This is a genomic window from Nonomuraea sp. NPDC049607 (assembly GCF_040675375.1).
In the GTDB taxonomy this organism is placed as follows: domain Bacteria; phylum Actinomycetota; class Actinomycetes; order Streptosporangiales; family Streptosporangiaceae; genus Nonomuraea.
Window position 1 is genome coordinate 1 of sequence record NZ_JBFAOV010000082.1, and the last position, 11,039, is coordinate 11,039.

8 protein-coding genes and 1 pseudogene are annotated in these 11,039 nt (G+C 74.8%); 4 read left to right on the forward strand and 5 right to left on the reverse strand.

The features are described from left to right. Window positions 1-204: 204 nt before the first annotated feature. On the forward strand, window positions 205-4,380 hold the full coding sequence (locus AB0J97_RS51135) for a serine protease (protein WP_364104612.1): 4,176 nt from the start codon (window positions 205-207) through the stop codon (window positions 4,378-4,380). 3 nt (window positions 4,381-4,383) lie between these two features. Here the strand turns inward: AB0J97_RS51135 and AB0J97_RS51140 are convergent, their stop codons facing one another. Then, window positions 4,384-5,214: an SAM-dependent methyltransferase gene (locus AB0J97_RS51140; protein WP_364104594.1), complete on the reverse strand. Its 831-nt coding sequence runs from the start codon at window positions 5,212-5,214 to the stop codon at window positions 4,384-4,386. A gap of 130 nt (window positions 5,215-5,344) precedes the next feature. On the opposite strand from AB0J97_RS51140, the gene AB0J97_RS51145 reads away from it, so the two are divergent. Next, window positions 5,345-5,995 carry a nitroreductase family protein gene (locus AB0J97_RS51145; RefSeq protein WP_357710940.1) on the forward strand — a complete coding sequence of 217 codons (651 nt, stop codon included), beginning with the start codon at window positions 5,345-5,347 and terminating at the stop codon, window positions 5,993-5,995. A 35-nt stretch (window positions 5,996-6,030) separates the two neighbouring features. Next, a pseudogene (locus AB0J97_RS51150) lies at window positions 6,031-6,138 on the forward strand (transcriptional regulator); the annotation flags it as partial. A gap of 20 nt (window positions 6,139-6,158) precedes the next feature. On the opposite strand, the gene AB0J97_RS51155 reads toward AB0J97_RS51150, so the two are convergent. Continuing rightward, window positions 6,159-7,547 (reverse strand): GH1 family beta-glucosidase, encoded by a 1,389-nt coding sequence (locus AB0J97_RS51155; RefSeq protein ID WP_364104597.1) that lies wholly within the window; start codon window positions 7,545-7,547, stop codon window positions 6,159-6,161. Window positions 7,548-7,875: 328 nt separating this feature from the next. On the opposite strand from AB0J97_RS51155, the gene AB0J97_RS51160 reads away from it, so the two are divergent. Beyond that, a complete protein-coding gene (locus AB0J97_RS51160; RefSeq protein ID WP_364104600.1) occupies window positions 7,876-8,625 on the forward strand; it encodes a GNAT family N-acetyltransferase in 750 nt (249 codons plus the stop codon). Between the two features lie 2 nt (window positions 8,626-8,627). On the opposite strand, the gene AB0J97_RS51165 is transcribed toward AB0J97_RS51160, so the two are convergent. The 3 genes from AB0J97_RS51165 to AB0J97_RS51175 form a co-directional block, all read right to left on the reverse strand. After that, window positions 8,628-9,698: a DUF5685 family protein gene (locus tag AB0J97_RS51165; protein ID WP_364104603.1), complete on the reverse strand. Its 1,071-nt coding sequence runs from the start codon at window positions 9,696-9,698 to the stop codon at window positions 8,628-8,630. Window positions 9,699-9,783: 85 nt separating this feature from the next. Continuing rightward, window positions 9,784-10,212, reverse strand: a complete 429-nt coding sequence (locus tag AB0J97_RS51170; RefSeq protein ID WP_364104606.1) for a hypothetical protein — start codon at window positions 10,210-10,212, stop codon at window positions 9,784-9,786. Between the two features lie 2 nt (window positions 10,213-10,214). Beyond that, complete coding sequence (locus tag AB0J97_RS51175) at window positions 10,215-10,745, reverse strand: hypothetical protein (protein WP_364104609.1); 531 nt, start codon at window positions 10,743-10,745, stop codon at window positions 10,215-10,217. Window positions 10,746-11,039 lie beyond the last annotated feature (294 nt).

The following is an 11,039-nucleotide window of genomic DNA, read 5'->3' on the forward strand; positions in this document are numbered from 1 at the left end:
CCGGCGCCTGGCGTCAGCAGGACACCGGCACCGTCCCCCTGTCGGTCAAGAAGTAACACCCGCACAGCGCGTACACGACGAAGGGCGTTCCCCGATCACGGGGAACGCCCTTCTCGCATGTCAAGGAACGGCGAACGCCACTTCCGCCCAGCCGTCATACTGACACCCCGGACGACCGGAGTGACGAGGCGGTGACCGTACGTGATGGATCGAGGGCCCGACGAGGCGCTGAACCTCGCCGTCCTGCGCGTGCGCGGCCCGGAGGAGGCCGTGGCGGGGGCGGGCTTCCTGATCGCGCCTGACCTGGCGCTGACCTGCGCGCACGTCGTCTCGGGCGCCCTGGGCCGCGCGGAGGGGGCGCCGCCGTCCGACGCCTGGGTCACCGTCGAGCTGCCCTTCGCCGACGACCCGGCCCCCGTGCGGGCCCGCGTCGAGCACTGGGTCCAGACCGCCGACGACGGCTCGGGCGACATCGCCGTCCTGCGGCTGGAGGCCGCGCCCCCGGGCGGGCGCCCGCTGCGCATGGCCGAGCCGCGCAGCGTGTGGGGCCACCGCGTGGCCGTGGCCGGGTTCCCGCACGGCCTGCGGGGCGGCGGCTGGCACACCGGCCGGCTGCTCGGCGGCACCCAGCAGGGCTGGCTCCAGTGCGCCCCCGACGAGCCCGGCGGCGTGCCGATCGAGAGCGGCTTCAGCGGCAGCCCCGTCTGGGACGTCGAGCTCGGCGACGTCGTCGGCATGGTCGTCGCGGCCCAGCCAGGCGGCCCCCGCCAGGCGTTCGTGATCCCCACCCGGTCGCTCACCCGCGCCGTCCCCGCCCTGGCCGCCACCGTACGGCCGGCCTCGCCCTTCCGCGGGCTGTCGGCCTTCCGCGAGGGCGACGCCGCGGTCTTCTTCGGCCGCGACGCCGAGACCGCCCGGATCCAGCGCCTCCTGCGCGCCCACTCCGAGGTCACGCTCACCGGCCCGTCCGGCTGCGGCAAGTCCTCGCTGGCGCTGGCCGGGGTCGTGCCCGCGATGCGCCGAGAGGGCTGCGAGATCGTCGTCCTGCGGCCCTCGGCCGTGCGTTCCTGGCCGGACGCCCTCGCCGCCGAACTGGCCGCCCTGTCGCACCCGGGCCTGACCGGGGCCGAGGCGCTGGCCAGGGCCGACGCGTTGCGCGAGCCGCTGAGGAACGGCAGGCTGCCCGACGTCGTCGCCCAGGTGCTGCGCGACACCGGCGCCACCGGGCTGCTGCTCGTCGTCGACCAGGCGGAGGAGCTGCTGGTCGGCGTGGAGGAGCAGGCGGCCGAGGCGGCCCGGGTCCTGGCCGCGGCCCGCGCGTGCGCGGCCGTCCGGGTGCTGTTCACGCTGCGGGCCGACTTCCTGCCCGCCGCCCTGTCCCATCCCGCCCTCGGCGGCGCGCTCGGCCGCGAGACGTACGGGCTCACCCCCATGACCCGCGACCAGCTCCGGGAGGTCGTCGAGGCGCCGCTGGACGCCGTCCCCGCCGTGACGTACGACCCCGGCCTGGTCGACCGCATCCTGGCCGACGCCGGCACCGCGCCCGGCGCCCTGCCGCTGATCGGCTTCCTGCTCGACCGCCTCTGGCACGAGCAGCAGGGCGGCCGCATCAGCCACACCTCCTACGAGGCGTGCCGCGGCGTACGCGGGGCCCTGGCCGCGCAGGCCGAGCAGGTCTGGGCGGCGTGCGTGCCCGAGCAGGACAGCGCCGCCGGCCAGGAGCTGCTGTCCCGGCTCGTCCGGGTCGCCGCCGGGGCGCACGCGCCGCTGCGCAGGCGGGTCGCCCGCGAGGAGGCGGGGGAGGAGCGCTGGCGGCTGGCCGGCCGCCTGGCGGCCGGGCGGCTGCTCGTCATGGACACCGGCGAGGACGGCCGCCAGACCGTCGAGCTGGCCCACGAGGCGCTGATCGCCGAATGGCCGCGGCTGGCCGGGATCGTGGCGGCGGACCTGAAGTTCCTCGAATGGCGCGACCTGCTCCACCAGGACATGCGCCGCTGGCGGCAGGCCGGGCAGGCCCCCGACCGGCTGCCGGGGCCGCCCGAGCTGGCCGCCGCCGCCCGCTGGCTCGCCGAGCGGCCCGCCGACCTGACCGAGGGCGAGCACGACTACCTGCGCCAGGGCCGCCGCCGGCAGCGCGCACGCACGCTGCGCCGCCGGGGCGCGATCACCGGCGCGGGGGTGGCGCTGCTGACCGTCGTCTCGCTGGTCGCCTGGACGCTCTACCAGGGCCGCATCGGCGACCAGCGCGCCGCCGAGGCCCGCTCCCGCGCGCTGGCGGGCGCCTCGGCCGACCTGGCCGGACGCGATCCCGAGCTGTCGTCGCTGCTCGCGGTCGGCGCCTACCGCGCGGCCCCCACCCAGGAGGCCAGGACCCAGCTCCTGCAACGCTACGTCGAGCACCGCTACACCAAGGGGGTGGCCACGGGCGCGCTCGGCTCGCTCACCGCCGCCGACGCCAGCGACGACGCCCGCGTCCTGCTGGCCACGACCGCCTCCGCCGCCGGCCGGGCCACGCTGTTCACCCGCGGCCCCGACGGCCGCTACCGGCCCACCCACCTGCCCGACCGGGGCGGCACCAGCCATCCGGCCGTCTCCGCCGACGGCGGCCTCGTCGCCTACGCCGTCGAAGACGGCAGCATGGTCTGGCACCGCGTCGACCCCGACGACGGCGAGCTGCTGGACCAGGGCCACGTCCTGGACCGCCAGGACCGGCAGGCCCTGGCCGACGAGCCCGCCGCCGACATCAGGGCCGACGGCGACGACGGCTGGATCGCGACCGCCGGCCCGAAGAAGCTCGTCCTGCAGTCGCTCGGCACCACCGGCGCGGCCCGCACCTGGGTGTACGACCTCCCCGCCGACCTCGTCCGCTTCGGCCCCGACGCCACCACCCTGGTCGCCAGGGAGAAGGGCGTGGCCAAGGTGTACAGCAGCAAGGGCAGCCCGGCGTGGCAGGAGCTCACCGTCCGCACCCTCGGCCCGGCCGACGGCCTGGCCGTCTCCGGCGCCGGCGCCACCGCCGTGACCTGCCGCAACAGCGACGACGGCCGCACCGCCACGTACACGGGGTACGCGGTGAGCGACGGCGCGCGGCTGGGCGGCTTCAGCGCCGGACGCCCGTGCGGCCCCTTCGTCGTCGACCGAGAGGGGCGGCGGGTGGCCGAGCAGGGCGCCTCCGGCTGGGAGCTGGTCGACCTGGCCGAGGGCGTCACCCTGTCACGCACCTGGATCGACGCCCAGACCGCCCCGACCGGCGCCGAGACGGGCGCCGCCCCGGTCGCGCTGGTGGGCGCCCCGGGCGCGCAGGAGCTGCTCACCAGGTCGTCCGAGACCATGGTGCTGACCGCGCTGCGCGAGGGCGAGCAGCGCGTCGGCAACCCGGCACTGCTCCAGGGCGGGCAGCGGATGGTCGCCCAGGTCGACGGCGGCGCCCGCCTGCGCCTCATGGAGACCGGCGATCCGCAGCGCACCCTGGCCGACGTCGCGCGCACGAAGAGCCCGAAGGGCCTGAACGCCTACGGCGACCCCGTCGCGGACGAGTCCGGACGCCTCCTCGCCGACGCCGTCGGCCCCGCGACGGTCGCCGTCCGCGCGCTGCCCTCGCTCACCCCCGTCACCGAGGTCACCACCGCCCGGCCGCCGCAGGGCGCGCAGCTCACGTACTTCTTCAAGGACGGCGACCTGTTCACCTTCGCCGGCCGCCGCCTGGAGCGCTGGGATCCGGCCACCGGCCGCCGCAAGAGCGCCTTCGACGTCGCCGGCCCCGGCACGGTCGTGACGGAGGTGCAGGTCAGCCCGTGGAGCGCGGACCACCTGATGATCGCCGTGCAGGGCGCCGACTACCTGCGCACGATCGACCTGCGCACCGGCGAGGAGGTCAAGGACCGGCGGCTGACCGTGGGCTCCGACGTCGTCAGCGGGTTCGTCCTCGACCGCGCGGGCACCCACCTGCTGCTGTTCCGCAACGGCATGCTGCCCGAGGTGTGGCTCACCCACCCGCTCAGGAAGGTGCTCGGCCCGCTGCGTTCGGCGGGCGAGAACATCCGCGGCGGCGAGCGCATGACGTCGATGATGCCGGAGAACGCGGGCAGGCTGTTCCTGTTCGGCGAACGGGAGATCCGCGTCTTCGGGCTCGGCGAGACCCAGGTGTCCTACGAGGAGGGCTACACCTTCCGCCAGGCCCAGGACTTCCTGGAGATCTCGCCCGACGGCGCGCTGCTGCTGCGGCTCAAGGGCGGCGACAGCGTCACGGGCTACTCCACCGACCTGCTCCGGCTGGACGTGGACACCTGGCGGCGGCGGCTGTGCGAGGTGTTCGGCCGCCCGTTCACCCCGGACGACCGGCAGCAGGTGCCGATCGCCCTGCCGGAGGCCGTCTGCTGACGGTCACGGCTTGCGCCCGACCCCGCCCAGGAACGTGTGATACGTGATCCCCAGATCCGGCCGGTATCCCGGCTCGGGGCGCCACTCGGCCAGCGGCACCAGGCCGGGCTCCAGCAGCTCCAGGCCGTCGAAGAAGGCGAGGATCTCCTCGCGGGTGCGCCACCGCCCGGTGCCCATGGTGTCGTTGAAGAGCCGCTCGGCCTCGAACGCCTGCCGCGACACCTCCGGGCGCTCCTCCATCGGGTTGTGGAAGCTGGAGACGGCGACGTGGCTGCCCGGCGCCAGCCGGGCGACCAGGCGGCGGGCGATGCCGGCCGGGTCCTCCTCGTCCGACAGGTGGTGCAGGATGCCGAACAGCAGCAGGCCCACCGGCTCGTCGAGGTCGATGAGCTGCCTGGTCTCGGGGTGGTCGAGGATGTCGTCCGGCCGGCGGATGTCGGCCTCGATGACGGTGGTGCCGTCGTCCACGGCCAGCAGCGCCCGGCCGTGGACCAGGACGATCGGGTCGTGGTCGACGTAGACGACCCGGCAGCCCGGCGCGGCCGCCTGGGCGATCTCGTGCACGTTGCCCTGCGTGGGCAGGCCCGACCCGATGTCCAGGAACTGGCGGATGCCCGCCTCGACGGCCAGGTCGCGGACGACGCGCGCCAGGAAGTCCCGGTTCGACCGGGCCGCCTGCGGGGCGTCCGGGGCGATCCCGAGCGCCATCTGGGCCACCTCGCGGTCGATCTCGAAGTTGTCCTTGCCGCCGAGCATGTAGTCGTAGACGCGGGCGACGCTGGGCTTGGTCGTGTCCACGCCCGGGATGGGCGTTCCCTGCTCGTCGTCGGCCACGGTGGCTCCTTCGGTTGCGTCGGGCGAGTCCGGCTGGCGTGATCATACGTCCCGGAACGCCGGAAATCAGGTCCCGATGCGACCGTACGGCCTACGGGATTCCCGGGGCCCGCGTTGACATGATGGGCCCATGACGATCGAACCATTGGCCCCGGACACGCTGCTCACCACCACCCGCAGCGTGCGCAGGCGCCTCGACCTGTCCCGCCTGGTCCCGGCGTCGCTGGTCCGCGAGTGCCTGGAGGTCGCGCTCCAGGCGCCCAGCGGCGGCAACCGGCAGGGGTGGCACTGGATCGTGGTCACCGACCCCGACCGCCGCAAGGCGATCGGCGACTACTACCGGCGCTCGTGGAACGCCTACTCCACCTCCGGCGGCTCGGCCCGGTCGATGTTCAGGGACGACCCGGCGCGGACGGCGGCCCAGGAACGCGTCAGTGACAGCGCCGCCTACCTGGCCGAGCACATGGGCGACGTCCCGGTGCTGGTGATCGGCGCGATCGAGCTCCCCGGCGGCCGGCTGCCCGAGGGCAACCAGGCCGGGCTGTGGGGCTCGCTGCTGCCCGCCGCGTGGAGCTACATGCTCGCCGCCCGCGCCCGCGGCCTCGGCAGCGCGTGGACCACCCTGCACCTGGAGTACGAGAGCGAGATCGCCGAGCTGCTCGGCATCCCGGCCGAGGTGCGCCAGGGCGTGCTGCTGCCCACCGCGTACTTCACGGGGGAGACCTTCAAGCCGGCCGCGCGGCAGCCGCTGGACGAGGTCCTGCATCTCGACCGCTGGTGAACCGGCGACCTCCCCGGTGCGCCTGACGTGAGGACATGCGCCTGACCGCCTTCACCGACATCTCCCTGCGCATCGTCATGCGCCTGGCCGTCGCGGGGGAGGAGGAGCCGCTGACCACCCGCGAGGTCTCCGGCATGCTCGCCCCCGACCTCTGGCCGGCCGTCTAACCCTGCTCGACGCCGTTCGCCGCGATCACCCCGCGGTACCAGTGGGCGCTGTCCTTCCAGGTGCGCTCCAGCGTGCCGCGGTCCACCCGGACGACGCCGAACCGCTTGGCGTAGCCGTGCGCCCACTCGAAGTTGTCCATCAGGGACCACAGGAAGTAGCCGCGCACGTCCGCGCCGCCCGCCATGGCCTCGGCCACCGCGCGGATGTGCCGGCGCAGGTAGTCGATCCGGTCGTCGTCCCTGACCCGGCCATCGGCCTCCACCGGGTCGGGGAACGCCGCGCCGTTCTCGGTGATCATCGTGGGCAGGCCGGGATGGTCGCGGCGCAGCCGTAGCAGCAGCTCGGTCAGCCCGGTCTCGTCGATGTTCCAGCCCATCTCCGTGTACGGCCCCGGCTGCCGGACGAACTCCACGTCCTGGCAGGCGATCCACGGGGACGCGACGCCGTCGGCGTGCCCGTCGGCCGTCTCCCGTCCCGCGCCGCCCTCCCTCCGCCGCACCAGGACGGGGTTGTAGTAGTTGACGCCCAGCACGTCCAGGGGCGCGCACGCGGCGGCCTCGTCGCCGTCCTGCACGAACGCCCAGTCGGTCACCGCGGCGGTGTCGTCGAACAGGGAACGCGGGTAGGCCCCGTCGAGCATCGGGCCGAGGAAGGCCAGGTTGGCCAGGGTGTCCACGCGGCGCACCGCCTCGGCGTCGGCCTCGGACACCCCGCGCACGTGGTGCAGGTTGAGCGTCACCGACATCCGCGCCGCCGGGTCGGCCGCCTCGCGCAGGGCGCGCACGGCCAGCCCGTGGCCGAGGTTCAGGTGGTGCACGGCGGCCAGCGCGGCGGCGGCGTCGGTCCTGCCGGGGGCGTGCACGCCGGAGGCGTAGCCCAGGTAGGCCGTGCACCACGGCTCGTTCAGGGTGATCCAGGTGTGCACGCGGTCGCCGAGCGCCTCGCCCATGAGCCGGGCGTACTCGGCGAAGCGGAAGGCGGTGTCGCGGTGCGGCCAGCCGCCCGCCTCCTCCAGCTCCTGCGGCAGGTCCCAGTGGTAGAGCGTGGCCACGGGGGCGATGCCCCTGGCCAGCAGGCCGTCCACCAGGCGGTCGTAGAAGGCGAGCCCGCGCGGGTTGGCCGGGCCGCTCCCGCCCGGCTGGACGCGCGGCCAGGAGATCGAGAACCGGTAGGCGCCCACGCCCAGCCCGGCCAGGATGTCCAGGTCCTCCTCCAGACGGTGGTAGTGGTCGCAGGCGACGTCGCCGGTCTCGCCGCGGGTCACCTTGCCGGGGGTGCGGGAGAAGACGTCCCAGATCGACGGGGTGCGGCCGTCCTCGGCGGCGGCGCCCTCGACCTGGTAGGCGGCGGTGGCGGTGCCCCAGAGGAAGTCGGTGGGGAACATGGTCACTCCGTGGTCTCGTGAGGGGCGGTTCCGGATCCGCGGCGGCGTCCATCACGGCGCTCACCTCGGGCTGCCGGTCCGTCAGGTGGTCGAACGCCCGCCTTGCCCTCCTCCACCCGCGCCCGCGCGGCGACGTCGCGTAACGAGGTCATCTGCACCCGGCCTGGACGGTGGTCGAAACGTTCGCCAACGTAGGGTCGGATTCAGGGGGATGTCAATGACCTTGGGGTCGTCGTCCGGAAGGCGGTCCCGGGTGGGAAAATCGTTTGTCCGGCGGTCGGCGCGGCCCTACCTTGTGACGATCGCAGGTCAACCGAGAGGACTTCACTTGCTGGGCGCCCATGTGCACGCGTACCTCCGAGCGGCGGCCGGGTCCCGGGCGCACCGGGCCGGGCCGTTCCTGATCCGCTTCGACGAGCACGACGACGCGCCGCCGTTCAACTACGCCGTCCCCGACGACGGCCTCGCGCCCACCGGCGAGGAGGTGGCCGCGCTGGTCGCCACCTTCCGCGAGCGGGGCAGGACGCCCCGGCTGGAGTACGTGCCGCAGGTCGCGCCCGAGGTGGAGGAGGCGCTGCTGGCCGCCGGGTTCGTCGCCGAGGGCCGGTTCCCGCTGCTGGTGTGCCCGGCCGGATCGCTGGTCGAGGCGCCCGCCGACGCCGCCGTACGGCTCGCGCTGGTGACCGACGAGCCGGGGTTGTGGCAGGTCGCGCGGGTGATGAACGCGGCCTTCGACGCGCCCGAGGCCAACGAGCACGACGTCGCGCGGCTGCGCGGCGTCCTCGGCCGCGGCGGCCTGGTGGCCGCGGCCACCGACGCCGCCACGGGCGAGGTCGTCGGCGCCGGCCAGCTCGGCGGCCCCCAGGAGGGCGTCGCCGAGATCGCCGGCATCGCCGTGCGCGAGACGCACCGGCGGCGCGGGATCGGCGGGGCCGTCACCGCCCTGCTGACCAGGGCCGGCCTCGACGCCGGGGTCACCATGCCGTTCCTCACCCCGGCCGACGACGCCGCGAGCCGCGTCTACGCGCGCGTCGGCTATCACAAGGCGGGCGAGGTGCTCCACATCTCGGCCCCCTGACCTCAGCAGCTGCAGTCGCAGCAACCGCACTCGCAGTCGCAGCAACCGCCGCAGTCGGGGCAGTCGCAGCCGCCGCAGTCGTCCAGGTAGCAGCGGTCGGAGCAGGGACGTCCCGCCTTCTTGCTCCACCTCGGCCGCCAGAGTCCGCAGGTCAGGAACGTCGCCACGCCCGCCGCCGACTTGCGGACCCAGCCGGGCCGCTGGTAGGAGGCCGCGGCGAACGCGCGCTCGACCGCCCGGCGCACCTCGGCGCCGAGCAGCCGTTCCACCAGGTGCCGCTGCTCCAGCTCCAGGTCCGCCAGCGCGAGGGCGAGCCCGTGCGCGGCGTCGTCGCAGAGCCGCCGGGCCTGCTCGCGGCCGGTCCCGGTGGCGGTCAGCGGGTTGAACGCGCCGCGCTCGTCGTCGGCCGCCTGGTCCTCGACGGCGTCGAGGAGGTGCGCGATCCGGCCGAAGAACCTGCCCGCCTCGGCCAGCGCCTCGACGTTGCCGGGCCGTCCGGCCAGCACCGCCGTGTGGGCGAAGGCCGCCGCCACCGCCTCCTCCGCGGGCGCGGTGAGGTCGAGCACCTCCGCGGGGGCGGTGCGGGCCCGGCGTTCGCGTTCGAGCTGCCGGTCGACCGTCGCCGACAGCACGGCGGTGTCGAAGCCGACGCCGGAGGCCAGCCTGGCGCCGCCCGCCTCCCAGCGGGCCGCCAGCAGGCGGCGGGCCGTGGCCGTGCCCGGGGCGGCGTCGCGGTCGGCCACCTGGTCGCGCAGCTTGCCCGCGGCCAGGACGAGCGACACGCCCGCCGCCAGCCTGGCTCCCCGCCCGCGGGCGTCCACCACGTCGGCGGAGCGGAACCCGCGCAGCGCGCACGGCCCGGCCGTCCGGTGCGGCACGGAGGACGGAAGCTGGGCCTCGGTGAGCACCGAGAGGATCAGCGTGTCGTAGTTGGTGGTCAGCCGGGCGGCGTGCCCCTGCCCGTCGCGCAGGGTCAGGCAGAGCCCGCACAGGTGTGCCCGCCACGCCGTGCGCACCGCCGCGCACCCGTGCTCACCGCACGGACGGATGATCCCGAACACCACATACCTCACAAGATCCTGAAAACGCTGGAGGAATCGTACGGGCGATCGCCCGCTCCGGGGAGCCGCGGGTTCAGGCGCGGGTTCAGGCGCGGGTTCAGGCGCGGGGGCGCCGCAGCCGCCTGGCCGCCACCGTCAGCACGGCCAGCCCGGCCAGCGTGATCAGCGCGGTGAACAGCCACTCGTCCGAGCCGTCCGGGCCGTAGACGCGGGTCTCGCGGCCCGTGTCCACGGCCGGGGTGGCCTGCCCGGCCGCCAGGGTGCCGCGGTCGCTGCCATACAGCTCGACGTCGCGCCGCCGGATCCGTCCGTCGCCGGAGGTGAAGTCCCCGGCCCAGACGCACGACTCGTGCCCGGGATGCGACACGCACCGCAGCTCCCGGGCGGTGAACGCGCCGCCCACCCCGTCGGCGCGCGCGGCCCGTACGACGGGGCCGAACTCGGGCACGGACACGAACAGCAGCAACAGCCCCAGAACGGCCAGCGCCACCGTGAACCCGCTCGGACGTCGTCTGGTGACCGCCATGCCTAGTGCGCCACCGCGCAGGTGCAGACGGCCCCGCCGTGCTCGGAGGCCCGGCGGTGGAGCACCATCGCCACCACCATCGGGGCGAAGACGACCGCGTTGTAGAACAGGTGCAGCTCCATCCGGGGCAGGAAGATCTGCAGGACGCTGGTCGGGACCGGACGTCCCAGCAGGTAGAGCCCGGTGAGCTTCTGCACGAGCAGGAGCAGGTGCTCCATGTGGTGCCAGACCTGGATGCCGAGGGAGATGTTCCACCACGTGCGCGAACGGCCGGCGAACCCCTTGCGCAGCAGGACCAGGCCCACCAGCATGAGCAGCGCGTACCCGTAGTGCATCCACTCCGAGGTCACCAGCCACGGGAACGGCAGGCCGAGCACCCCCCGGGCCTCGCTCAGCGGCCACCCCCAGACGTAGACCTGCACGGCCTGCACCAGGTGCTCGGCCCAATGGGCCACCACGATGGCCATGAAGGCCGTGAGTGCCGCCTTGTGGTGGCGTCCGTTGAGCGTGGACGCGCTGATCGCCGTCGCCATTCCTCACCTCGTGTCTGTCGCGCTGACGCTGGACAGAACGATCTCGGACGGCACTGGGAACGGGCTTGCATCCCCTTGCAAGTGGCTGGTGGCCTCCGGACGCGGGCGGCGACGGAACGCCCGCCGCCCGGGGAGCGGTCGGGCCGTTGACGTCGAGGCCGCCCGGGGCCGGTCCGCCGAGGGCCGACCCCCGACGTACGCCCAGGTCATGAGGGGAATGGGCGGGGCTTGCCTGTCGTTTGCATACGCATACCCCGGTGTGCTTTGGCTGTGATTGAGGCTGTTTGCTGGGGG

Bases quoted from the DNA above. Each gene is read 5' to 3' on its own strand.
- AB0J97_RS51175 (WP_364104609.1), bottom strand. From the start codon at position 10,745: ATGGCGACGGCGATCAGCGCGTCCACGCTCAACGGACGCCACCACAAG.
- AB0J97_RS51170 (WP_364104606.1), bottom strand. From the start codon at position 10,212: ATGGCGGTCACCAGACGACGTCCGAGCGGGTTCACGGTGGCGCTGGCC.
- AB0J97_RS51135 (WP_364104612.1), top strand. From the start codon at position 205: ATGGATCGAGGGCCCGACGAGGCGCTGAACCTCGCCGTCCTGCGCGTG.
- AB0J97_RS51155 (WP_364104597.1), bottom strand. From the start codon at position 7,547: ATGTTCCCCACCGACTTCCTCTGGGGCACCGCCACCGCCGCCTACCAG.
- AB0J97_RS51145 (WP_357710940.1), top strand. From the start codon at position 5,345: ATGACGATCGAACCATTGGCCCCGGACACGCTGCTCACCACCACCCGC.